19 protein-coding genes are annotated in these 23,308 nt (G+C 73.3%); 15 read left to right on the top strand and 4 right to left on the bottom strand.

All coding sequences use genetic code 11. The features are described 5' to 3' along the window. The first annotated feature begins 117 nt into the window (after positions 1-117). The 5 genes from lepA (at position 118) to hemW (ending at position 9,305) form a co-directional block, all read left to right on the top strand. A complete protein-coding gene (lepA, locus tag QF032_RS13810) occupies positions 118-1,986 on the top strand; it encodes a translation elongation factor 4 (RefSeq protein WP_306952343.1) in 1,869 nt (622 codons plus the stop codon). A 295-nt stretch (positions 1,987-2,281) separates the two neighbouring features. After that, a complete protein-coding gene (locus QF032_RS13805; protein WP_307056116.1) occupies positions 2,282-4,156 on the top strand; it encodes an AMP-dependent synthetase/ligase in 1,875 nt (624 codons plus the stop codon). 269 nt (positions 4,157-4,425) lie between these two features. Further along, positions 4,426-6,498, top strand: a complete 2,073-nt coding sequence (locus tag QF032_RS13800) for a SpoIIE family protein phosphatase (RefSeq protein WP_307056115.1) — start codon at positions 4,426-4,428, stop codon at positions 6,496-6,498. 241 nt (positions 6,499-6,739) lie between these two features. Beyond that, positions 6,740-7,918 carry a Dyp-type peroxidase gene (locus tag QF032_RS13795; RefSeq protein ID WP_307056114.1) on the top strand — a complete coding sequence of 393 codons (1,179 nt, stop codon included), beginning with the start codon at positions 6,740-6,742 and terminating at the stop codon, positions 7,916-7,918. 154 nt (positions 7,919-8,072) lie between these two features. Beyond that, a complete protein-coding gene (hemW, locus tag QF032_RS13790) occupies positions 8,073-9,305 on the top strand; it encodes a radical SAM family heme chaperone HemW (RefSeq protein ID WP_307056113.1) in 1,233 nt (410 codons plus the stop codon). A gap of 48 nt (positions 9,306-9,353) precedes the next feature. Here the strand turns inward: hemW and QF032_RS13785 are convergent, their stop codons facing one another. Then, on the bottom strand, positions 9,354-10,163 hold the full coding sequence (locus tag QF032_RS13785) for a DUF3097 domain-containing protein (protein WP_306952348.1): 810 nt from the start codon (positions 10,161-10,163) through the stop codon (positions 9,354-9,356). A gap of 33 nt (positions 10,164-10,196) precedes the next feature. Beyond that, positions 10,197-10,925 carry an MBL fold metallo-hydrolase gene (locus QF032_RS13780; protein WP_307056112.1) on the bottom strand — a complete coding sequence of 243 codons (729 nt, stop codon included), beginning with the start codon at positions 10,923-10,925 and terminating at the stop codon, positions 10,197-10,199. Positions 10,926-11,085: 160 nt separating this feature from the next. On the opposite strand from QF032_RS13780, the gene hrcA reads away from it, so the two are divergent. From hrcA to QF032_RS13755, 5 genes are all read left to right on the top strand, one after another. After that, positions 11,086-12,102, top strand: a complete 1,017-nt coding sequence (gene hrcA / locus QF032_RS13775) for a heat-inducible transcriptional repressor HrcA (RefSeq protein ID WP_306952350.1) — start codon at positions 11,086-11,088, stop codon at positions 12,100-12,102. Beyond that, positions 12,103-13,239, top strand: a complete 1,137-nt coding sequence (dnaJ, locus tag QF032_RS13770; RefSeq protein WP_307042848.1) for a molecular chaperone DnaJ — start codon at positions 12,103-12,105, stop codon at positions 13,237-13,239. A 196-nt stretch (positions 13,240-13,435) separates the two neighbouring features. Then, the gene (locus QF032_RS13765; protein ID WP_306952352.1) at positions 13,436-14,527 is read left to right on the top strand and encodes a nitronate monooxygenase; all 1,092 of its coding nucleotides are present in this window, start codon (positions 13,436-13,438) and stop codon (positions 14,525-14,527) included. Then, complete coding sequence (locus QF032_RS13760; protein WP_307042846.1) at positions 14,524-15,270, top strand: 16S rRNA (uracil(1498)-N(3))-methyltransferase; 747 nt, start codon at positions 14,524-14,526, stop codon at positions 15,268-15,270. Before QF032_RS13765 ends, QF032_RS13760 begins: the two co-directional genes overlap by 4 nt. Positions 15,271-15,336: 66 nt before the next feature. After that, positions 15,337-15,729, top strand: coding sequence for a VOC family protein (locus tag QF032_RS13755; protein ID WP_307042844.1), 393 nt, complete (start codon positions 15,337-15,339; stop codon positions 15,727-15,729). Here the strand turns inward: QF032_RS13755 and QF032_RS13750 are convergent. After that, positions 15,671-16,066, bottom strand: a complete 396-nt coding sequence (locus QF032_RS13750) for a hypothetical protein (protein WP_306952355.1) — start codon at positions 16,064-16,066, stop codon at positions 15,671-15,673. The genes QF032_RS13755 and QF032_RS13750 overlap by 59 nt on opposite strands. 76 nt (positions 16,067-16,142) lie before the next feature. Here QF032_RS13750 and QF032_RS13745 point away from each other — a divergent pair, with 76 nt between their 5' ends. The 5 genes from QF032_RS13745 to QF032_RS13725 all read left to right on the top strand — a co-directional run bounded on the left by QF032_RS13745 (position 16,143) and on the right by QF032_RS13725 (position 22,304). Next, the gene (locus tag QF032_RS13745; RefSeq protein WP_307056111.1) at positions 16,143-16,628 is read left to right on the top strand and encodes a hypothetical protein; all 486 of its coding nucleotides are present in this window, start codon (positions 16,143-16,145) and stop codon (positions 16,626-16,628) included. A gap of 45 nt (positions 16,629-16,673) precedes the next feature. Then, positions 16,674-19,874: a S41 family peptidase gene (locus QF032_RS13740; protein ID WP_307056110.1), complete on the top strand. Its 3,201-nt coding sequence runs from the start codon at positions 16,674-16,676 to the stop codon at positions 19,872-19,874. Positions 19,875-20,028: 154 nt separating this feature from the next. Further along, complete coding sequence (locus QF032_RS13735) at positions 20,029-20,382, top strand: histidine triad nucleotide-binding protein (RefSeq protein WP_307042835.1); 354 nt, start codon at positions 20,029-20,031, stop codon at positions 20,380-20,382. A 6-nt stretch (positions 20,383-20,388) separates the two neighbouring features. Beyond that, the gene (locus QF032_RS13730) at positions 20,389-21,294 is read left to right on the top strand and encodes a ribonuclease Z (protein WP_307056109.1); all 906 of its coding nucleotides are present in this window, start codon (positions 20,389-20,391) and stop codon (positions 21,292-21,294) included. A 20-nt stretch (positions 21,295-21,314) separates the two neighbouring features. Next, positions 21,315-22,304 carry an adenosine deaminase gene (locus QF032_RS13725; protein ID WP_306952360.1) on the top strand — a complete coding sequence of 330 codons (990 nt, stop codon included), beginning with the start codon at positions 21,315-21,317 and terminating at the stop codon, positions 22,302-22,304. 160 nt (positions 22,305-22,464) lie between these two features. Here the strand turns inward: QF032_RS13725 and QF032_RS13720 are convergent, their stop codons facing one another. Further along, positions 22,465-23,247 (bottom strand): IclR family transcriptional regulator, encoded by a 783-nt coding sequence (locus tag QF032_RS13720; RefSeq protein ID WP_307042831.1) that lies wholly within the window; start codon positions 23,245-23,247, stop codon positions 22,465-22,467. Positions 23,248-23,308: the final 61 nt, after the last annotated feature.

The raw sequence follows: 23,308 nt of genomic DNA, 5'->3' as shown, positions 1-23,308 counted from the left end.
ACTACCAGTGGCTGTGCGAGTGGCCCAAACCGGTCCCCGGTCGCCACCCGTGGGACCATGGAGCCTACGTATCGATCCGACCCGAGGCACAAGGCGCCTCAAGAGACAGGACCCTGCGTGCCCGCGACCCCTAACAATGTGCCCGAGCCGAGCCGTACCGACCCGGCTCTGATCCGCAACTTCTGCATCATCGCGCACATCGACCACGGCAAGTCCACGCTCGCCGACCGCATGCTCCAGCTGACCGGAGTCGTCGATCAGCGGCAGATGCGTGCTCAGTACCTCGACCGCATGGACATCGAGCGTGAGCGCGGCATCACGATCAAGTCCCAGGCCGTGCGCCTGCCCTGGGCCCCGACACAGGATCCGGGGCACACCCACATCCTGAACATGATCGACACCCCCGGGCACGTGGACTTCACGTACGAGGTGTCCCGGTCGCTGGCCGCGTGTGAGGGCACCGTCCTCCTCGTCGACGCCGCCCAGGGCATCGAGGCCCAGACTCTCGCCAACCTCTACCTGGCGATGGAGAACGACCTCAAGATCATCCCGGTGCTGAACAAGATCGACCTGCCGGCCGCCCAGCCCGAGAAGTTCTCCGAGGAGCTCGCCAACCTCATCGGCTGCGACCCCGAGGACGTGCTCAAGGTCTCCGCCAAGACCGGTCTGGGCGTCGAGGCGCTGCTGGACCGGGTCGTCGCCGACGTCCCGGCTCCGGTCGGCGTCCAGGACGCCCCCGCCCGCGCGATGATCTTCGACTCGGTCTACGACTCCTACCGCGGTGTCGTGACGTACGTGCGTGTCATCGACGGCCAGCTCAACAAGCGCGAGCGGATCCGGATGATGTCCACCGGCGCCACGCACGAGCTACTCGAGATCGGCGTCTCGGCGCCGGAGATGAAGTCGGCCGACGGCCTCGGCGTCGGCGAGGTCGGCTATCTGATCACCGGCGTGAAGGACGTCCGTCAGTCCAAGGTCGGTGACACCATCACCACCCTGCACAAGGGCGCGACCGAGGCCCTCGGCGGGTACAAGGACCCCAAGCCGATGGTGTTCTCGGGCCTGTACCCCCTCGACGGCTCGGACTACCCGGAGCTGCGCGACGCGCTCGACAAGCTCCAGCTCAACGATGCCGCGCTGGTCTACGAGCCGGAGACGTCCGCCGCCCTCGGCTTCGGATTCCGTGTCGGCTTCCTCGGCCTGCTGCACCTCGACGTGATCCGCGAGCGGCTGGAGCGCGAGTTCGGGCTCGACCTCATCGCCACCGCGCCGAACGTGGTCTACCGCGTGGTGATGGAGGACGGCAGCGAGCACACGGTCACCAACCCGAGCGAGTTCCCCGAGGGGAAGATCAGCGACGTCTACGAGCCCGTCGTACGCGCCACGATCCTCGCGCCCTCCGAGTTCATCGGGTCGATCATGGAGCTGTGCCAGACCCGGCGCGGCACCCTGCTCGGCATGGACTACCTCTCCGAGGACCGGGTCGAGATCCGTTACACGCTCCCGCTCGCGGAGATCGTCTTCGACTTCTTCGACCAGCTGAAGTCCAAGACGCGCGGTTACGCGTCACTGGATTACGAGCCCACCGGCGAGCAGGCCTCCAGCCTGGTCAAGGTGGACATCCTGCTGCACGGCGACAAGGTGGACGCCTTCTCGGCGGTCACCCACAAGGACGCCGCGTACGCCTACGGTGTGCGGCTCGTCGCCAAGCTGCGCGAGCTCATCCCGCGGCAGGCCTTCGAGGTGCCGATCCAGGCGGCCGTCGGCTCCCGGGTCATCGCCCGCGAGACCATCCGCGCCATCCGCAAGGACGTCCTCGCCAAGTGCTACGGCGGCGACATCTCCCGTAAGCGCAAGCTGCTGGAGAAGCAGAAGGAAGGCAAGAAGCGGATGAAGATGGTGGGTTCCGTGGAGGTTCCGCAGGAGGCCTTCATCGCCGTCCTGAGCAGCGACGACAGCGCGGGATCCGGCAAGGGCAAGAAGTAGCCGCGCCTCAGGGCCGGTGTTCAGGGCGTACCCGGGGCCCGTCGTGCTGTCGCGCGACGGGCCCTTTGGCTGTACTCAGGAGAAAGTGACCGCCCGGAGCCCCTTACGCGCTGGCCAGTCGCCCTTTACTCTGATGCCTGCTCGGTAGTTACTCGTGAGTTAAACAACAGCCGTCGTCAGCACAGCCGTCGTCAGCACAGCCGTCGTCAACAAGAGCCGCCGTCAACAGCAGCCGCGCGTCGAACGACGCCGCAACGAGCCAGCCGCCGCACCGTCGCGGGCCCCGGAGGATGTCGTGAGCGACACACAGACACTGATCGAGAACCGTCCGCCGTCGGTCGCGGGCCTCTTCCTGGAGCGCGTGGCGGCCACGCCCGACGCGGAGGCGTACCGCCATCCGGTGCCCGCCGCGTCCGGCGAGGGCCCCGACGCCTGGAAGGCGCTGAGCTGGGCGCAGGCCGCCGAGCGGGTCTACGCGATCGCGGCCGGGCTCATCGAACTCGGCGTGCAGCCCGAGCAGCGCGTCGCGCTCGCCTGCTCCACACGCCTCGAGTGGATCCTCGCCGACCTCGGCATCATGTGCGCCGGGGCCGCCACGACCACCGTCTACCCGCAGACCAACGCCGACGAGTCGGCGTTCATCCTCTCGGACTCCGAGAGCCGGGTGCTGATCGCCGAGGACGCGGCCCAGCTCGCCAAGGCGGTCGAGAAGCGCGCCGAGCTGCCCGACCTCACCCATGTGGTCGTGATCGACCCGGCCGGCGTGGAGACCGCCGACTGGATTCTCACCCTGGACGAGCTGGAGAAGCGCGGCGCGGCCCGGCTGGAGAAGGAGGCCGGGCTGATCAAGGAGCGGGTCGCCGCGATCACCTCCGACCAGCTCGCCACCCTCATCTACACCTCCGGCACCACCGGCCGTCCCAAGGGCGTGCGTCTGCCGCACGACAACTGGTCGTACATGGCGAAGGCGATCGCGGCGACCGGCCTGGTCGGACCGGACGACGTGCAGTACCTGTGGCTGCCGCTCGCGCACGTCTTCGGCAAGGTGCTCACCTCCGGCCAGATCGAGGTCGGGCACGTCACGGCCGTCGACGGCCGCGTGGACAAGATCATCGAGAACCTGCCGGTGGTCCGGCCTACGTACATGGCCGCCGTGCCGCGCATCTTCGAGAAGGTCTACAACGGCGTCGCCGCCAAGGCCCGCGCGGGCGGGGGGGCCAAGTACAAGATCTTCCAGTGGGCCGCCGAGGTCTCCCGCGAGTACGCCAAGGCCGCCCAGGACAACTTCCGGCGCACCGGCAGCGCGTCCGTCCCCTTCGGACTCGGCGCCAGGCACAAGGTCGCCGACGCGCTCGTCTTCGCCAAGATCCGTGAGGCCTTCGGCGGCAACCTGCGCGCCTGTGTCTCGGGGTCGGCGGCCCTCGCGCCGGAGATCGGTTACTTCTTCGCCGGCGCCGGCATCCACATCCTCGAGGGTTACGGCCTGACGGAGTCCTCCGCCGCCTCCTTCGTGAACCCCGGCGAGGCCTACCGCACCGGCACGGTCGGCAAGCCGCTGCCCGGCACCGAGGTGCGGATCGCCGACGACGGCGAGATCCTGCTGCGCGGCCCCGGCATCATGGAGGGCTATCACGGGCTCCCCGAGAAGACCGCCGAGGTCCTGGAGGCGGACGGCTGGTTCCACACCGGCGACATCGGCGAGCTGTCGCCCGACGGGTACCTGCGGATCACCGACCGCAAGAAGGACCTCATCAAGACGTCCGGCGGCAAGTACATCGCGCCCGCCGAGGTCGAGGGCCAGTTCAAGGCGGTCTGCCCGTACGTCTCCAACATCCTCGTGCACGGCGCCGACCGGAACTTCTGCACCGCGCTCATCGCCCTCGACGAGCCGTCCCTGCTCGACTGGGCGAAGGACAACGGGCTGGCCGGAAAGTCGTACGCCGAGGTCGTGGCCGCGCCCGTCACCGTGGAGCTCATCGACGGCTACGTCAAGCAGCTCAACGAGGGCCTCCAGCGCTGGCAGACCATCAAGAAGTTCCGGCTGCTGCCCCGCGACCTGGACGTCGAGCACGGCGAGATCACGCCGAGCCTGAAGCTCAAGCGGCCGGTCGTGGAGCGGGAGTACAAGCACCTCATCGACGAGATGTACGCCGGATCGCGCGAGGCGTAGAGCGGGCGTAGCTCCGGCGTCGCGCGGGGCACGAGGCACGGGGGTGGCGCGGATCCCGGTCGGCGGTACCCCGGCGCGAATCGGAGGGGCGGAGTCCGGATGGTCGGATTCCGCCCCTCAACGGTGCGTCATCGGGCGTCATCGGGCACGCGCGTGCCCTCGCATAGCACGCTTCTCGCCCCGGACGGCCCACTTCGGTGACCCAGCGCTCATGGACGGAACCGGTCTGTCACCCTGATGGTGCAATTCGACCGTCCGGGGAGCTGCGCATGGGAGCCATTCCGACGCAACGGGAGACCTTCTCCCGGGCCGGCGGCGCGCCCGCGCGTGCGAGTGGGCTCTCGCACACGCGCGCGATCCTGGCCGGCAGCTCCCTCGCGCCCGGAACCGCCCGCGATCTGGTCCGCGCCGCCCTGTCGGAGTGGGCCGGGACCGGTCTGCCCGGCGCCGTGAAGCTGCGCGAGCGCCTCGCCGAGGACGCGATACTCGTCGTCAGCGAGCTGGTCACGAACGCCGTGGTCCACGCCGGCACCGAGGTCGAGCTGGTGTGCCGGCTGGAGGCGGAGTCCGGACCGTCCGACGGCGGCCTCGCGGTCGTCGTGGAGGTCTGTGACCGGCACCCCTCCCGCACCCCGCGCGACCACGCTCCCGACCCGCTCCAGGGCACGCCGGAGCACGGCCGTGGCCTGCGCCTGGTCGCCACGCTGGCGGACGCCTGGGGCGTGACGTACCGCAGGGGGGCGAAGACGGTCTGGGCGCGGCTGCTGCCGGCCGCCGAGTCCGCCGAGCCGGGCTTCGCGGGCGTCGGCGCGGCCCCGGCCGCCGAGGAAGTGGGCCTGCCCGGCGACGGGGTGGGCCGTACCGGCGATGCCGACGGCGTCCTCGGCCCCGAGTGCGACGACGGCCACGGTCACGTCGGCGATCACAGTCCCCACCATGACCACGACGACGACCACGACGACGGCCACGGTCACGGCTATGGCTACGGCCACGCCGACTTCACCGGCCTCCTCGACGCCTTCGCGCCCGAACCGGAGTCCAACGGCCGGGGCGATCCCAACTGGCTCAACCGCGGGGCCCTCTCCTTCCTTGCCGAGGCGTCCGACCTGCTCGCCGGCCAGCTCGACGAGGACCTCGTCGCCGCGCTGACCGGCCAGCTGCTGGTGCCGCGGCTCGCCGACTGGTGCGCCGTGTGGCTGGAGGACGAGGTCAGCGGCCGCGGCGACTGGACCGGCGGGCCGGGGCCGCGGCTGGCCCGGGTCTGGCACGGCAGCGAGAACCGCATCGAGGAGCTGCGCCGCGCCCTGGAGAAGGACCCGCCGTGCCCGCCCGACGGCGGCCCCCGCTCGGGACCGGAGCCCTATCCCTGGCCCGCGACGGCGCTCGGCCCGCACGGCGCCTCGCTCGCCTACCGGCTGATCGCAGGCGGCCGGCCCCTGGGCACCCTGGTCCTCGGACGGGCCGGACCGGGCGTCTTCCCCGACGAGGTCACCGGGCTCGTGGAGGATCTCGGCCGCCGGGTGGCGCTCGCCATCGGGGCGGCCCGTCAGTACGCCCGCCAGGCCACCATCAGCGCCGTGCTGCAGCGCGGGCTGCTGCCCGGCGCGGTCGCCCAGATCCCCGGCGTGTGCAGCGCCCTCGTCTACGAGCCGCGCGAGCAGGGCGGGCCAAGCGGCGACTTCTACGACCTGTTCCCGGCCGGCGACGGCCGCTGGTGCTTCGCCGTGGGGGACGTCCAGGGGAAGGGCCCGGAGGCGGCCGTCGTCATCGGCCTGGCCCGGCCCTGGCTGCGGCTGCTGGCCCGTGAGGGCTACGGCGTCGCCGACGTCCTGGACCGCCTCAACCAGCTCCTCCTCGACGACGCGACCGAGGCCGCCGACGCCGCCGCCCGCGCCTTCGTCGGCCCCGCCGGGCCCGGAGACGGCCCGCAGACCCGCTTCCTGTCGCTCCTGTACGGCGAGCTGGCGCCCTTCGAGGGCGGCATCCGCTGCACCCTCGCCTCCGCCGGGCATCCGCTGCCGCTGCTGCTCGGTCCGGACGGCGCGGTCGCCACCGCCGGACGCCCGCAGACCCTTCTCGGTGTCGTCGAGGATGTCGTCTACACCTGCGACAGCCTGGAACTGCGCCCCGGCGACAGCCTGCTGTGCGTCACCGACGGCGTGACGGAACGGCGCTCGGGACCGCGCCAGTTCGACGACGAGGACGGTCTCGCGACGGCGCTGGCGGGCTGCGCCGGACTGGACGCGGAGCTGATCGCGGAGCGGATCCGGCACCTGGTGCACGAGTTCGGCGAGGAGCCGCCGGACGACGACCTCGCCCTGCTGGTGCTCCAGGCGGAGTAGCGGTCCGCACAGCGCCGTCGGGCGTCGAAGCGGCGAAGGAGCCGGTACGGCGGCGTAGGAGCCGGTGAGGCGGCGAGGACGCCGACGGCGGTCCGGCGACACCGCCCGACCGCCGCCGCGACGGAGCTGCGGGGCGGCGGACCGGGTGGCGTGGCGGGTCGGTGGCGGTGCCGCGAAGGCCACGGGCCGGGCGGCGAGGGACGCGGTCCGGGCGCACTCCGCGCATGTATGGTCCAGTTTTGTGCCGAAGGCGAAGAATGCCGTAGATGACACGCCCACCCGCCGCAGCGTCCTGATCGCCGGCGCGGGAATCGGGCTGACCGCGACCGCGTGCACCCGCGAGGCCCGTCCGCCGGCGGGCGCGCCCGGGCCCGGAGCCCACGCGGCGCGCCGCCGCCAAGCCGGGGTGACGACCCCGCAACAGGCCACCGCGCTGATCCTGGCGTACGACCTCGATCCAGCCCTGCGCGGTACGGCGGGCGCGCGGGAGCTGAAGGCGGTGCTCGAGAGGTGGACTCGCGCCCTTGCGGAGACCCAGGAGACCGCGGAGACCCAGCAGAACGGGGACACCGGGGACACCGGGGAGGCCCAGGAGGCCGGCGGTGGCCGCGTGGCCCGTCTCACGGCCACGCTCGGCGTCGGACCCCGGCTGCCCGACCGCCTCGGCCTGCGCGCCCCCGATGCCCTGCGCGACCTGCCCTCCTTCCCCGGCGACCGGCTCGACCCCGCCCGCTGCGACGGCGACGTGCTGGTGCAGTTGTGCGCCGACTCGGCCGACGCCGCCGAGGCCACCGCGGCCACCCTGACCCGGCTGGCGGGGGACGCGCTGAGCCCCCGCTGGCGTCAGGGGGGCTTTCTGCCGCCCTCCCCGGACGGCGGCGGCACCCCGCGCGACCTTCTCGGATTCAAGAACGGCAGCGCCAATCCCACCGCCGAGGAGTGCGAGCGCTGGGTGTGGGCGGGCGACGCGACCTACCTCGTCGTCCGGCGCGTCCACCTGCGCGTCGAGGACTTCGCGCGGCTCGCCGTGCACCGCCAGGAGGAGATCGTCGGCCGCCGCCGCGCGACCGGCGCCCCGCTCGACGGCGGCTCGGAGCACGACGACGTCGACCCGCTCGCCAAGGACGCTCAGGGCCGGTACACCACGCCGCCGCGTTCGCACGTGCGCGCCGCGAGCCCCCGCCTCGACGACGGCGCCCGCATGCTGCGCCGCAGCTACTCCTACGCAGACGGCCCCACCGACCAGGGCCTGCTGTTCCTCGCCTTCATGCGGGACCCGGCGCTGTTCGCCCGGGTCCAGCGCCGTATGGCCGCACAGGACGACCTGGCCGCGTTCACCCAGGCGCGGGGCTCGGCGGTGGCGTACGTCCTGCCGGGCGCCGGTCCGGGCCGTCCGCTGGGGGCCGAGCTGCTGGGCTGACGGAGGCCCGGCTTTGCCGCGGTCCCGGGCCGGTGCCGAGGGCGCGGCGCGGGCGAGGGCGCGTGCCGACGAGAGCCGACGCGGCGAAGCGGGTCGAGGCAGCGGCGAAGCGGGCCGACGAGGGGCGGTGCGGACGTGCGGGACAATGGGCCGTATGCCTTCCGCACTCCCCGACGGCGAGCCGGTTCCCGGCGACGGCGCGCTCCCGGCGTCCGCGCTCGCCGGCGCCGCCGACCGCCCTCTCGGGTTCTACCTGCACGTTCCGTACTGCGCGACCCGCTGCGGGTACTGCGACTTCAACACCTACACCGCGACCGAGCTGCGCGGCACCGGCGGAGTCCTCGCCTCCCGCGACAACTACGCGGACACCCTGATCGACGAGATCAGGCTGGCTCGCAAGGTCCTCGGCGACGACCCGCGCGAGGTCCGCACGGTCTTCGTCGGCGGTGGCACGCCGACCCTGCTGGCCGCGTCCGACCTGGTACGGATGCTGGGCGCGGTCCGCGAGGAGTTCGGCCTCGCGGCGGACGCCGAGGTGACGACGGAGGCCAACCCGGAGTCCGTCGACCCCGCCTATCTGACGGCCCTGCGCGAGGGCGGCTTCAACCGGGTCTCGTTCGGCATGCAGAGCGCGCGGCAGCACGTGCTGAAGGTCCTCGACCGCACCCACACGCCCGGCCGGCCCGAGCGGTGTGTGGCGGAGGCGCGGGCGGCGGGCTTCGACCACGTCAACCTGGACCTGATCTACGGCACCCCGGGGGAGTCGGACGACGACTGGCGGGCCTCGCTGGAGGCGGCCCTGGGCGCCGGACCCGACCACGTCAGCGCGTACGCCCTGATCGTCGAGGAGGGCACGCAACTGGCCCGCCGGATCCGCCGCGGCGAGGTCCCGATGACCGACGACGACGTGCACGCCGACCGCTATCTGATCGCGGACGAGGTGCTGTCGGCGGCGGGCTTCGACTGGTACGAGGTCTCCAACTGGGCCACGTCGCGGGCGGCGCGCTGCCTGCACAACGAGCTGTACTGGCGCGGCGCCGACTGGTGGGGCGCCGGGCCGGGCGCGCACTCGCACGTCGGCGGGGTGCGCTGGTGGAACGTCAAGCATCCGGGGGCGTACGCGGCGGCGCTGGCGGCGGGCCGCTCCCCGGGCGCGGGCCGGGAGCTGCTGTCCGACGAGGACCGCCGGGTGGAGCGCATCCTGCTGGAGCTGCGGCTGCGCGAGGGGGCGCCGCTCGACCTGCTCCGGCCGGCCGGGCTCACGGCGTCCCGCCGGGCGCTGGGGGAGGGGCTGCTGGAAGGCGGACCGTACGACGAGGGACGCGCGGTGCTCACGCTGCGCGGCCGTCTGCTGGCGGACGCGGTGGTGCGGGATCTCGTGGACTGATCACCCCGGGGCCCCTGCACGGCACGGCGGAGCCCGTGCGGACGGACGTCAGGCCCCGCCGTCCGTGACGAAGTCGATCAGTTCCTCCACGCGGCCCAGCAACTCCGGCTCCAGGTCCTTGTAGGAGCCGACCCGCTTCAGGATCGCCTGCCACACCGCCCCGGTGTTCTCCGACGGCCAGCCCAGTGCCCGGCACACGCCCGTCTTCCAGTCCTGGCCGTGCGGGACCCGGGGCCACCCCGCGATCCCCAGGGACGCCGGTTTCACGGCCTCCCAGATGTCGATGTACGGGTGGCCGACGACCAGCGCGTGCTCGCTGGTCACCGCCTGCGCGATGCGCCACTCCTTCGTCCCCGGCACCAGGTGGTCCACCAGGACGCCCAGCTTCGCGTCCGGGCCGGGGCCGAACTCGGCGACGATCGACGGCAGGTCGTCGACCCCCTCCAGGTACTCCACGACCACGCCCTCGACGCGCAGGTCGTCGCCCCACACCTTCTCGACCAGCTCGGCGTCGTGCCGGCCCTCGACGTAGATCCGGCCGGCGCGGGCGACCCGCGCGCGGGCACCGGGGACGGCGACCGAACCCGAGGCGGTGCGGGCGGGACGTGCGGGACCCGCGGCGGGTCGCACCAGGGTCACCACCCTGCCCTCCAGGAGGAAACCGCGCGGCTCCAGCGGGAACACCCGGTGCTTGCCGAAGCGGTCCTCCAGGGTCACCGTGCCCGCCTCGCAGCGGATCACCGCGCCGCAGAAACCGGTGCCGGGCTCCTCCACCACCAGGCCGGGCTCCGCCGCGACCTCGGGAACCGGCGTCGGCTTCTTCCAGGGAGGGGTCAGGTCGGCGGAGTACTGGCGCATTCGGATGACGATAGGAGAATCCCCGGAACGGGATTACGGCGACACGCCGAATCGCTCCGCGAGCGCGTCCCGCTGCGCCCGCACGAACGCCGCGTCCGCCACGGCCCCGTGACCGGGCACGTACCGCGCGTCCTCGCCGCCGAGGTCGAGGAGCCGGTCGAGGGCGGCGGGCCAGCGCGACGGCACCGCGTCCGGGCCGGCCTGCGGATCACCGGACTCCTCGACCAGATCGCCGCAGAAGACCGTCTCGGGCTCGCCGGCCTCCGCACCCGGGACGAGGACCACCAGATCGTGGGCGGAGTGCGCGGGGCCCACGTTCGCCAGCAGGACCTGACGGCCCTCGCCCAGGTCGAGCGTCCACTCCCCGGAGACGAAGTGGCGGGGCCGCACGAGCGTGTCCGCGGCCTCCGTCGCCGCCGCCTCGTCCACCCCCTGCCGGACCGCGTCCTCCCGCAGCTCGCCGGCCGTCACGGAGTCGATGCCCACCGCCCCGAACACCTCCGCGCCGGCGAACGCCGCCGCCCCCAGCACATGGTCGAAATGGGGGTGTGTGAGCGCGAGATGAGTCACACGCCCGCCGGCGAGCTCCTCGGCCTGCGCCCGCAGCAGCGCCCCCTCCGCCAGCGTCGATCCGGCGTCGATCACCAGTGCCGCGCCCGCCCCGACGACCAGCCCCACCGTGCAGTCCCAGCCCGGCAGCCGGCACCGGCCCACCCCGGCCGCGACCCGCTCCCATCCCAGCTCTTCCCAAGTCATCGTCATACCGCGACGCTAACCGCAGGCGCCCGTGCCGGGGCCGACCTTGCCCCGGGTGTACCCCACAGCCGTACACTGGCCGGGGAGCGCTGGCACTCGAATGTGAAGAGTGCCAAACGCGAAGGCCCAGGGGACTGGGGGACGAGATTCTGGAGGTGTGCGCGCGATGCTGAGTGAACGCAGGCTCCAGGTGCTGCGCGCCATCGTCCAGGACTACGTCGGCACCGAGGAGCCCGTGGGGTCCAAGGCGCTCACCGAGCGCCACAACCTCGGCGTCTCCCCGGCGACGGTCCGCAACGACATGGCCGCCCTGGAGGACGAGGGGTACATCGCCCAGCCGCACACCAGCGCCGGGCGGATCCCCACCGACAAGGGCTACCGGCTCTTCGTGGACAAACTGGCCGGCGTCAAACCGATGACCGGCCCCGAGCGGCGCGCCATCCAGAACTTCCTGGACGGCGCGGTCGACCTCGACGACGTCGTGGCGCGGACGGTTCGGCTGCTCGCGCAGCTCACCCGGCAGGTCGCCGTGGTGCAGTACCCGTCCCTGACCCGTTCGACCGTGCGGCACGTGGAGCTCCTCTCGCTCGCGCCCGCCCGCCTGATGCTGGTGCTGATCACGGACACCGGGCGGGTCGAGCAGCGGCTGGTGGACTGCCCGGCGCCCTTCGGGGAGTCCTCGCTGGCGGATCTGCGCGCACGGCTCAACAGCCGCGTGGCCGGCCGCCGGTTCTCGGACGTGCCGCGGCTGGTGGAGGACCTGCCGGAGGCCTTCGAGGCCGAGGACCGCGGGACCGTCACGACGGTGCTCTCCACCCTCCTGGAGACGCTCGTCGAGGAGAACGAGGAGCGGCTGATGATCGGCGGAACCGCCAATCTCACCCGCTTCGGACATGACTTTCCCCTCACCATCCGGCCCGTCCTGGAGGCCCTCGAGGAGCAGGTCGTGCTCCTCAAGCTCCTTGGCGAGGCGGGGGATTCGGGCATGACCGTACGCATCGGTCACGAGAACGCCTACGAGGGGCTCAACTCCACTTCGGTGGTGTCGGTCGGCTACGGTTCGGGCGGCGAGGCAGTCGCCAAACTCGGCGTGGTCGGACCGACCCGCATGGATTATCCGGGAACGATGGGAGCGGTACGAGCGGTGGCACGGTACGTCGGACAGATCCTGGCGGAGTCGTAAGTGGCCACGGACTACTACGCCGTCCTCGGCGTGCGCCGCGACGCGTCGCAGGAAGAGATCAAGAAGGCATTCCGGAGGCTCGCGCGCGAGCTGCACCCGGACGTCAACCCGGATCCGAAGACCCAGGAGCGGTTCAAGGAGATCAACGCCGCCTACGAGGTGCTGTCGGACCCGCAGAAGAAGCAGGTCTACGACCTCGGCGGCGACCCGCTGTCCCAGGCGGGCGGCGGTGGCGCAGGCGGCTTCGGGGCGGGTGGCTTCGGCAACTTCTCCGACATCATGGACGCGTTCTTCGGCACGGCGTCGCAGCGCGGGCCGCGCTCGCGCACCCGGCGCGGCCAGGACGCGATGATCCGGCTGGAGATCGACCTCGAGGAGGCGGCCTTCGGCACCACGAAGGACCTCCAGGTCGACACGGCGATCGTCTGCACGACGTGCAGCGGCGAGGGCGCGGCCCCCGGCACCAGCGCCCAGACCTGTGACATGTGCCGCGGCCGCGGCGAGGTGTCGCAGGTGACCCGGTCCTTCCTGGGCCAGGTCATGACGTCGCGGCCGTGTCCGCAGTGCCAGGGCTTCGGCACCGTCGTGCCGACCCCGTGCCCGGAGTGCGCGGGCGACGGGCGCGTGCGCTCGCGCCGCACCCTGACGGTGAAGATCCCGGCCGGCGTCGACAACGGCACCCGGATCCAGCTCGCGGGCGAGGGCGAGGTCGGCCCCGGCGGCGGCCCCGCCGGCGACCTGTACGTGGAGATCCACGAGCTGCCGCACGCCCAGTTCCAGCGGCGCGGCGACGACCTGCACTGCACGGTGACCCTGCCGATGACGGCGGCGTCCCTCGGCACGAAGGTGCCCCTGGAGACGCTGGACGGCCTGGAGGAGGTCGACATCCGGCCCGGCACGCAGTCCGGCCAGTCGATCCCGCTGCACGGCCGGGGCGTCACGCATCTGCGCGGCGGCGGGCGCGGCGACCTCATCGTGCACGTCGAGGTGCAGACGCCGACGAAGCTGGATCCCGAGCAGGAGCGGCTGCTGCGGGAGCTCGCGAAGCTGCGGGGCGAGGAGCGACCCACGGGGCAGTTCCAGCCCGGGCAGCAGGGCCTGTTCTCGCGGCTGAAGGACGCGTTCAACGGGCGGTGACGGGTGAGGGTGCGGCGGGCTGTTTCCGCCCCCGCCGCCCCGTCCCTTCCCGTCCTCGGGGGCTGCGCCCCCGGACCCCCGCTTTCCGGCCCCCGAAGGGCCTCGTCCTCAAGCGCCGGACGGGCTGACGGTGACACCGGACGCCTGGGGGAAGGGTCGATTCGGACTTGTTCTGAGGACGTGACAACATGCCGCCATGTCCTCCGCGCTGACCGATCTCCTCCCTCACCCGATCGTGCAGGCCCCCATGGCGGGCGGTGTCTCCGTCCCGCAGCTCGCGGCCGCCGTGTCCGAGGCGGGCGGACTCGGATTCCTCGCGGCCGGGTACAAGACGGCCGACGGCATGTACCAGGACATCAAGCAGCTGCGCAGCCTCACCGGCCGCCCCTTCGGCGTCAACCTCTTCATGCCGCAGCCCGAGTATGCGGAGACCGGCGCCGTCGACGTCTACGCCCACCAGCTGGCCGGTGAGGCCGTCTGGTACGACACGGAGCTCGGCGATCCGGACAGCGGCCGCGACGACGGGTACGACGCCAAACTCGCGGTGCTGCTGGACAACCCCGCGCCCGTCGTGTCCTTCCACTTCGGCGTCCCGAGCGGCGAGGCGCTGGAGGCGCTGCGCCGCGCGGGAACGTTCACGCTGGTCACGGCGACCACCGCCGAGGAGGCCCTCGCGGTGGAGCGGGCCGGCGCGGACGCGGTCGTCGTACAGGGTGTGGAGGCCGGCGGACACCAGGGCAGCCACCGGGACAACCCCGAGAACGACGGCTGCGGCATCGGTCTGCTCTCCCTGGTCGCCCAGGTCCGCGAGTCCGTGAGCCTGCCGATCGTCGCCGCCGGCGGCATCATGCGCGGCAGCCAGATCGCCGCGGTCCTCGCGGCCGGCGCGAGCGCGGCCCAGCTGGGCACGGCGTTCCTCGCCACGCCCGAGTCCGGCGCGCACGCCGTGCACAAGCAGGCGCTGACCAACCCCCTCTTCGTGCGCACCGAGCTGACCCGCGCCTTCTCCGGCCGCCCGGCCCGCGGCCTGGTCAACCGTTTCCTGCGCGAGCACGGCCCGTACGCGCCCGCCGCCTACCCGGAGGTGCACCACCTCACCGTGCCGCTGCGCAAGGCGGCGGCCAAGGCGGGGGACGCCCAGGGGATGGCGCTGTGGGCGGGGCAGGGCCACCGGATGGCCCGCGAACTGCCCGCCGGACGACTGGTGGAGGTACTGGTGACCGAACTCGCCGCGGCACGGACAGCGTTGTCACAGGGCTTTCCGGCCGGAGAGGGCGGTGCCCGATGACCGCCCCCGTCTTCGTCGTCGACGCACTCCCGGGCGGCCGGACCGAGTTCGTGCTGGACGGGCCGGAGGGCCGGCACGCCGTCTCGGTGAAGCGGCTGCGGGCCGGCGAGGAGGTCGTCCTCACCGACGGCGCCGGACGCTGGGCGCGGGCCGGGGTCGTGGCCGCCGAGGGCAAGGACCGGCTGGTCGTGCGGCTGGGCGAGACGGTCGAGGAGCCTGTCGAGACGCCCCGGATCACCGTCGTGCAGGCCCTTCCCAAGGGCGACCGGGGCGAGCTGGCCGTCGAGACGATGACCGAGACCGGCGTCGACGCGATCGTGCCGTGGGCGGCCGCGCGCTGCATCACCCAGTGGAAGGGCGAGCGCGGCGCCAAGGCGCTCGCCAAGTGGCGGGCCACCGCCCGCGAGGCCGGCAAGCAGTCCCGCCGGGTCCGCTTCCCCGAGGTCGCGGAGGCCTCGACCGCCCGCCAGGTGGCCGCGCTCCTCGCCCGGGCCGACTTCGCCGCCGTCCTGCACGAGGACCGCGACTACGGCAGCGAGCCGCTGGCCGCCGCCGAACTCCCAGCCGAGGGCGAGATCGTGCTCGTCGTGGGCCCCGAAGGGGGCGTGTCGCCCGAGGAGTTGGCGCTCTTCGAGGAGGCGGGCGCGAAGGCGTACCGGCTCGGCCGGAGCGTGCTGCGCACCTCGACCGCCGGCACGGCCGCCGCGGCCCTCGTCCTCGGCCGCACCGGCCGCTGGTCCTGACCCCGTTCGCCTGTCCCGCCCGCTCGTGCGGCGGCCCGTCCGGCCGCCCGTCCTCCGGAGGTTTTCGTGGAACTCGTCCAAGTCAGGCTGCTGGTCGAGGACTTCGCCGTCTGCTACCGGTTCTACGCCGACGTCCTCGGGCTGAAGCCGCAGTCGGGCGCGGAGCAGGGGCCGTACGAGAAGTTCAGCCCCGCCTCCGGGTCGGCGGGCATCGCGATCCAGGACCGCGCGATGATGGCGGAGGTGCTCGGCGAGCTGGGCGACGCCGCGAACGGGCACCGCTCCCTGGTGGTGCTGCGCGTCGACGACCTGGACGCCTACTGCGCGGACGTCTTGGCCCGCGGCGCCGACCTGATCCACGGCCCCGCCCCGATGACCGACCGCATGCGCGTCGCCCACCTCAGGGACCCGGAGGGGAACCTGGTGGAGCTTCAGGAGTGGCTCCTGCTGCGCGGCTGAGCACGACCGCGGTGAACAGCTCCCAGCCGTCCAACTCCCCGTCCAGGGGCAGCAGTCCCCGCCGGACTGCCTCGTCGACGAAGGCGCGCACCACACCGGGTTCGTGGAGGTTGAGATGATGGCGGCGATCGCCCACCCCGCCGCTGTGCGCCCCGTATCCGCCGCCGCCCGAATAGCGCCCCTCGCCGTCCCGGAACACGATGCGGGTGCGCAGGCCGTCCCGGTGCAGGGTGAGGATCTCCCGGCACGGCTGCCCGTCCCCGTGGCGGTGCCGGACCGTCCACCCGTACACGGTCGTCTCGTCCACGACGAGGGTTCTGTGACGCCTGCCGCTCATGCGCCCACGGTAACCGCGCGGAACGTGACCGCATACGGGCTACCGCCGCGAGCGCCCGAGTGGCACGCTGCCGTCCATGGGGGTATTGAGGCGTGATCGGCTGTTTCCGGCGATGGCGTTCGCGATCGCGGCGGTCGGCGTGGTGGCGTGCGAGCCGGGCGGGTTGAGCGCCCTGTCCGTGGCGCACACCACCGACGTGGCCGCCACGGCCGAGATCCAGCGGCGGCACGTGGACGTGCGCTGGCTGACCTGCACGGCGCAGTACAAGGACGAGAAGAAGGCGGGCGCCGTCGCCGCCGTGGACTGCCGGGGCAAGACCACCGACGGACGCGACATCACGGTCGACGGCCGGATCGCGCGGGCGGTCGACGGGGCCTGCGTACGGGGGGATCTCACCGCGGTCGTCGGCGGCAAGCAGCTGTTCCGGGTGAGCGGGCTCGGCGACTGCAAGTCCGCGACGCCGTCGCCGGTCAAGCCGTCCGGCTCCGCCGCACCCGGCGTCCGGCCGACCGTCACCGTGACCGTCACCGAGACCGTCGGTGCGGGCGGCGCGGGGAAGTGACGGAAACCCCTGACCAGCGGGCCCGGCGATGCATACAGTGATCCGGTGACCCAGTTCGCGACGCCTGCCGCCTATCTCAGATTCCCGCACCTGCACGGCGAATTGGCGGCCTTCGTCGCCGAGGACGACGTGTGGCTCGCGCCCCTCGACGGCGGCCGCGCCTGGCGGGTCAGCTCCGACAACATGCCGGTCTCCTCGCCGCGCATCTCGCCCGACGGCGCCACCGTCGCCTGGACGTCCACCCGTGACGGCGCGCCCGAGGTGCACATCGCCCCCGTCGACGGCGGGCCCTCGACCCGGCTGACGTACTGGGGCAACGCGCAGACCCGGGTGCGCGGCTGGACCCCGGACGGCCGGGTCCTCGCCGTCAGCACCTACGACCAGGCGACTTTGCGCCGTAGCTGGGCCCGCGCCGTCCCCGTCGACGGCGGACCGGCGACGACCCTGCCGTACGGGCCGGTCGGCACGGTCGCCCACGGCCCGCACACCGTGCTGCTGTCCGCGCCGATGGGCCGCGAGGCCGCCCACTGGAAGCGCTACCGGGGCGGCACCGCGGGCAAGCTGTGGATCGACCGGGAAGGCGACGGGGAGTTCGTCCGGCTGCACGAGGAGCTGGACGGCAACATCGAGTGCCCGGTGTGGGCCGGGGACCGTATCGCGTTCCTCTCCGACCACGAGGGCACGGGCGCCCTGTACTCCTCCCTCGCCGACGGCTCCGACCTGCGCCGGCACACGCCCCTCGACAGCTTCTACGCACGCCAGGCCGCCGGCGACGGCACCCGGATCGTGTACATGTCCGCGGGCGAGCTGTGGCTGCTCGACGACCTCGACGGCGCCGAACCGCGCCGCCTCGACGTCCGGCTCGGCGGCCAGCGCGCCGACCGCCGTCCCTACCCGGTCGCCGCCTCCCGGTGGCTGGGCGGGGCCGCGCCCGACCACACCGCGCGCGGCAGCGTCGTCGAGGTGCGCGGAGCCGTCCACTGGGTCACCCACCGTTCCGGGCCCGCCCGGGCGCTCGCCGCCGAACCCGGCGTGCGGGCCCGGCTGCCGCGCACCTTCCGCACGGAGGGGGAGGAGTGGGCGGTGTGGGTGACCGACGCCGAGGGCGAGGACGCGCTGGAGTTCGCCCCGGCGACCGGACCGGCCCCAGGCGCCACCCCGCGCCGGCTCGCCGCCGGACGGCTCGGCCGGGTCCTCGAGCTCGCCATGGCGCCCGACGGCAGCCGGGCCGCGGTCGCCGCGCACGACGGACGGCTGCTGCTCGTCGAGCGGGAGACCGGAGAGGTCCGCGAGGTCGACAGCAGCCCCGACGGCGACGTGTCCGACCTGGTCTTCTCACCGGACTCGGCCTGGCTGGCCTGGTCGCACCCCGGTCCGCGCCCGCTCAGCCAGCTCAAGCTCGCCAACGTCACCGACCTGTCGGTCACCGAGGCGACCCCGCTGCGCTTCCGCGACTACGCGCCCGCCTTCACCCTCGACGGCAAGCACCTCGCGTTCCTGTCCACGCGCGCCTTCGACCCGGTCTACGACGAGCACGTCTTCGACCTCTCCTTCGTGGCCGGCGCCCGCCCGCACCTCATCACGCTCGCGGCGACCACCCCCTCGCCGTTCGGACCGCAGCGGCACGGCAAGCCGTTCGAGGCTCCCGACAAGGAGGAGACGCCCGACAGCGAGGGCACCCCCACCACCCGCATCGACCTCGAGGGCCTCGCCGACCGGATAGTGCCCTTCCCGGTCGAGGCCGGCCGCTACTCCGGGCTCGCCGCGGCGAAGGACGGCGTGCTGTGGCTGCGGCATCCCGTGCACGGCGTCCTCGGGGCCTCCCGCGCCACCCCGGACGACCCCGGCCCGGACACCGAGCTGGAGCGCTACGACCTCGCCCACCTGCGCATCGAGCACCTCGCGACGGATGCCGACCGCTTCGAGGTCAGCGGCGACGGCAAGCGGCTGCTGCTGTGGACCGACGGCAAGCTCAAGGTCGTCCCCAGCGACCGGCGCGCCTCCGGCGACGAGGACAGCGACAGCAACGTCACCGTCGACCTCGGCCGGATCCGCCGTGTCGTGGACCCGTCCGCGGAGTGGCGGCAGATGTACGACGAGACCGGCCGGATCATGCGGGACAACTTCTGGCGGCCCGACCTCGGCGGCGTCGACTGGGACGGCGTACTCGACCGCTACCGGCCCGTGCTGGAGCGGGTCGCGACCCACGACGACCTCGTCGACCTGCTGTGGGAGGTGCACGGCGAGCTAGGCACCTCGCACGCCTATGTCTCACCGCGCGGCGGCCGCGGCGGCGGCGCCCGGCAGGGCCTGCTCGGCGCGGACATCTCCCTTCACGCGGACGGCAGTTGGCGCATCGACCGGGTGCTGCCCTCGGAGACGTCCGACCCCGACGCCCGTTCCCCGCTCGCCGCGCCCGGCGTCGCGGTGCGGGCCGGGGACGCGATCGTCGCCGTCGGCGGGCAGCCGGTGGACCCGGTCACCGGGCCCGGGCCGCTGCTGATCGGGACGGCCGGCAAGGTCGTCGAGCTGACCATCTCACCGTCCGGCGGGGGCGAGCCGCGGCACGCCGTCGTCGTTCCCGTCGCCGACGAGGAGGCGCTGCGCTACCACGCGTGGGTCGCGGACCGGCGGGCGTACGTGCACGAGGCCTCCGGCGGCCGGCTGGGCTACCTGCACGTGCCCGACATGCAGGCGCCCGGCTGGGCGCAGATCCACCGTGACCTGCGGATCGAGGTCGCCCGGGAGGGGCTGATCGTGGACGTCCGGGAGAACCGGGGCGGGCACACCTCCCAGCTGGTCGTCGAGAAGCTCGCCCGGCGCATCGTCGGCTGGGACCTGCCGCGCGGGATGCGGGCCTACAGCTATCCCGAGGACGCGCCGCGGGGACCGGTGGTCGCCGTCGCCAACGAGTTCTCCGGGTCGGACGGGGACATCGTCAACGCGGCGATCAAGGCGCTCGGCATCGGGCCGGTGATCGGGACCCGCACCTGGGGCGGGACGATCGGGATCGACAGCCGCTACCGGCTGGTCGACGGGACGCTCGTCACGCAGCCCAAGTACGCCATCTGGCTGGAGGGTTACGGGTGGGACGTGGAGAACCACGGCGTCGACCCCGACGTCGAGGTGGTGTGCGCCCCGCAGGACTACGCGGCCGCCCGCGACGTCCAGCTCGACGCGGCGGTGTCGTCGGCACTGGCCTCGCTGGAGTCCACGCCGGCGAAGACACCGCCCGTTCTGCCCTGACCGGGACTGCCGCCGGTCCTGCCCTGACCGGGATCGCCGCCCGTCCGGCCCCGACCGGAGCCGCGGCCCGCGGCCGAGCGCCCGGACGGGCCGGGGCGACGCGGTCCCCCCGCTACCATGCCCCGTACTGATCACCGTCCGAGGAGGAAACCGCATGACAGGGGAAGCGCGGGACGACTGTCTGTTCTGCAAGATCGTCGCGGGGACCATTCCGGCGACGATCGTGCGGGAGACCGAGACGACCGTCGCCTTCCGGGACATCAACCCCCAGGCGCCCACCCACGTCCTGGTGATCCCGAAAGCGCACCACGAGAGCGCCGCCGCCCTCGCCTCCGCCGACCCGGCCCTCACCGCCGACCTGCTGCGCGAGGCCCAGGCCGTGGCCGACGAGGACAAGCTGGACAGCTACCGCGTCGTCTTCAACACCGGCGCGGGCGCCGGCCAGACCGTGTTCCACGTGCACGCGCACGTCCTGGGCGGCCGCGGTCTGCACTGGCCCCCCGGGTAGGCCGCCGTGTCCGTACGCGAACTGGTGGTTCTCGGCACCGCCAGCCAGGTGCCCACCCGGCACCGCAACCACAACGGCTACCTCCTGCGCTGGGACGGCGAGGGCCTCCTCTTCGACCCGGGCGAGGGCACCCAGCGCCAGATGCTGCGCGCCGGGGTCGCCGCGCACGACATCCACCGGATCTGCGTCACCCACTTCCACGGAGACCACTCCCTGGGCCTGGCGGGCGTCATCCAGCGCATCAACCTGGACCAGGTGCCGCATCCGGTCACCGCCCACTACCCGCGCTCCGGGCAGCGGTTCTTCGAGCGGCTGCGCTACTCCACCGCCTATCGCGAGACGGTCGGCATCACCGAGGCGCCGGTCGACGCGGACGGGCCGCTCGCCACCGCCGCCTCCTACCGGCTGGAGACCGCCAGGCTCTCGCACCCGGTGGAGTCCTACGGCTACCGCCTCGTCGAACCCGACGGCCGCCGCATGCTGCCCGAACGGCTCGCCGCGCACGGCATCGGCGGGCCCGACGTCGGCCGGATCCAGCGGGAGGGGGCCATCGGCGGGGTCTCGCTCGGCGACGTCAGCGAGGTCCGCCGCGGGCAGCGGTTCGCGTTCGTCATGGACACCCGGCTGTGCGAGGGCGTGCACGCGCTCGCCGAGGGCGCCGACCTGCTCGTCATCGAGTCGACCTTCCTCGACGAGGACGAGCGGCTCGCCGTGGACCACGGTCATCTGACCGCCGGTCAGGCCGCCCGGGTCGCCCGGGACGCCGGGGTGCGGCACCTGGTCCTCACCCACTTCAGCCAGCGCTACTCCGAGCCGCAGGAGTTCGAGCGGCAGGCGCGGGCCGCCGGGTTCGACGGCGAGCTGACCGTCGCCCACGACCTTCTGCGGATCCCGGTTCCGAAACGGCGGTGAAGCAGCCGTACGATGCTTTGATGCCCCTCCCCAAAGCCGAACTGCACCTGCACATCGAAGGAACCCTGGAGCCGGAGCTGGCGTTCGCGCTGGCCGCCCGCAACGGGGTCGCGCTGCCCTACGCCGACACCGACGAGCTCCGCGAGGCGTACCGGTTCGAGGACCTGCAGTCCTTCCTGAACCTGTACTACGAGCTCATGACGGTCCTGCGCACCGAGCGGGACTTCGAGGACCTGGCCGAGGCCTATCTCGCCCGGGCGGCCGCGCAGGGCGTGCGGCACGCGGAGATCTTCTTCGACCCGCAGGCGCACCTCGCCCGCGGGGTCGACATGGGCACGGTGGTGGAGGGGCTGTGGCGGGCGCTGGGCCGCAGCGAGGCCCGGCACGGCGTCTCCACCCGGCTGATCCTGTGCTTCCTGCGCGACGAGTCCGCCGAGTCGGCCCTCGAGACGCTGGACGCGGCCAAGCCCCACCTCGACCGGATCACCGGCGTGGGACTGGACTCCGCCGAGGTCGGGCACCCGCCGGTGAAGTTCCGCGAGGTCTACGAGGCCGCCGCCGCGCTCGGGCTGCGGCGGGTGGCGCACGCCGGTGAGGAGGGCCCGCCGGAGTACATCACGCAGGCCCTCGACGTCCTCGGCGTCGAGCGCGTCGACCACGGGCTGCGCTGCATGGAGGACCCGGCGCTGGTGGAGCGGCTGGTGCGGGAGCGGATCCCGCTGACGCTGTGCCCGTTGTCCAACGTACGGCTGCGGACCGTCGACGTGCTGGCGGAGCACCCGCTGCCGGCCATGCTCGACGCGGGGCTCCTGTGCACGGTCAACTCCGACGACCCCGCCTACTTCGGCGGCTACGCCGGCGACAACTTCGACGCCGTGCGCACCGCCCTGGGCCTGGACGAGGAGCGGCTGCGGGAGCTGGCCCGCAACTCCTTCGTCGCCTCGTTCCTGGAGGACGACGAGGAGCGGCGGGCGCGCTACCTGGCCGAGGTGGACGCCTACGTCTTCTGACCCGGCCTCCGCCGTTCCGGATCCGGCGTCCGCCCTTCCGGGTCGGGCGTCCGCCGTTCCGGATCCGGCGTCCGCCGTTCCGGGTCGGGCGTCATCCGTTCCGGATCCGGCGTCCTCCGTGCGCTGACGCCGGCCGGCCGGCCACGGCGTCGTCCGTGCGTCAACGCCAGTCGGCCGCGCCCGCGGAGCCCGGCGCGGTCGCCTCGATCTTCGCCCTGATCTCCCGCATCACCGTCACGATCCGCTCCTCGTGCTCCGGCGTCAGCCGGGCCACCGGCACCGAGCAGCTGATCGCGTCCTGCGCGGGAGCGTCGTAGCGCAGGGCGAAGCCGAAGCCGACGATGCCGAGGACGCTCTCCTCGCGGTCCACGGAGTGACCGCGCGCCCGGGTCCGCGCGAGGTCCGCCAGCAGTGACCGCCTGCTGGTGTGCGAGTGCGGGGTGAGCGCCTCGTAGGGCCCCTCGGGCAGCTCCTCGTCGGGCCGCTGGGCCAGCAGCGCCTTGCCGAGCGCGCCGACGTGCGCGGGGAGCCGTCGGCCGACCCGGCTGATCGTGCGCAGGTATTCGTGCGACTCGCGCGTGGCCAGATAGGCGACCCCCCGGCCGTCCAGCCGCCCCAGGTGGATCGTCTCGCCCAGCGCCTCGGAGGCCTCGTCGAGATAGGGGCGCACCAGCCGCACCCGCGGGTCGGAGTCGAGGTAGCTCGTGCCCGTCAGCAGGGCGTGGATGCCGATTCCGTACAGGGACCCGGTGACGTCGGTGCGCACCCAGCCGCGGCTGATCAGGGTCTGCAGCAGCGCGTACATCGAGCTGCGCGGCACGCCCAGCTCGTCCGCGAGCTCCTGCAGCCGCGCGGGCCGGTCGCCGCGCGCCGCGAGCAGTTCCAGCAGCTCGACCGTGCGCGCCGCGGACTTCACCTCCCGGACGCCCCCTGTCTCCGACATGAGCCGATCCTAAGCGCGGGCCCCGCTCCATTGACGCCCGGCGTTCGTGTATCTACCCTCC

Origin of the sequence: Streptomyces achromogenes (assembly GCF_030816715.1) — a bacterium.
Classification (GTDB): domain Bacteria; phylum Actinomycetota; class Actinomycetes; order Streptomycetales; family Streptomycetaceae; genus Streptomyces; species Streptomyces achromogenes_A.
The sequence above is the reverse complement of the archived record's forward strand: the minus strand, read 5'-3'. Positions and strand labels throughout refer to the sequence as shown.

What these genes read in the sequence shown, in the direction of transcription:
- QF032_RS13765 (WP_306952352.1), top strand. Translation starts at nt 13,436, where the DNA reads ATGTCCTCCGCGCTGACCGATCTCCTCCCTCACCCGATCGTGCAGGCC.
- QF032_RS13800 (WP_307056115.1), top strand. Translation starts at nt 4,426, where the DNA reads ATGGGAGCCATTCCGACGCAACGGGAGACCTTCTCCCGGGCCGGCGGC.
- hrcA (WP_306952350.1), top strand. Translation starts at nt 11,086, where the DNA reads ATGCTGAGTGAACGCAGGCTCCAGGTGCTGCGCGCCATCGTCCAGGAC.
- QF032_RS13780 (WP_307056112.1), bottom strand. Translation starts at nt 10,925, where the DNA reads ATGACGATGACTTGGGAAGAGCTGGGATGGGAGCGGGTCGCGGCCGGG.
- QF032_RS13760 (WP_307042846.1), top strand. Translation starts at nt 14,524, where the DNA reads ATGACCGCCCCCGTCTTCGTCGTCGACGCACTCCCGGGCGGCCGGACC.
- QF032_RS13745 (WP_307056111.1), top strand. Translation starts at nt 16,143, where the DNA reads ATGGGGGTATTGAGGCGTGATCGGCTGTTTCCGGCGATGGCGTTCGCG.
- QF032_RS13725 (WP_306952360.1), top strand. Translation starts at nt 21,315, where the DNA reads ATGCCCCTCCCCAAAGCCGAACTGCACCTGCACATCGAAGGAACCCTG.
- QF032_RS13720 (WP_307042831.1), bottom strand. Translation starts at nt 23,247, where the DNA reads ATGTCGGAGACAGGGGGCGTCCGGGAGGTGAAGTCCGCGGCGCGCACG.
- QF032_RS13750 (WP_306952355.1), bottom strand. Translation starts at nt 16,066, where the DNA reads ATGAGCGGCAGGCGTCACAGAACCCTCGTCGTGGACGAGACGACCGTG.
- QF032_RS13735 (WP_307042835.1), top strand. Translation starts at nt 20,029, where the DNA reads ATGACAGGGGAAGCGCGGGACGACTGTCTGTTCTGCAAGATCGTCGCG.
- QF032_RS13785 (WP_306952348.1), bottom strand. Translation starts at nt 10,163, where the DNA reads ATGCGCCAGTACTCCGCCGACCTGACCCCTCCCTGGAAGAAGCCGACG.
- hemW (WP_307056113.1), top strand. Translation starts at nt 8,073, where the DNA reads ATGCCTTCCGCACTCCCCGACGGCGAGCCGGTTCCCGGCGACGGCGCG.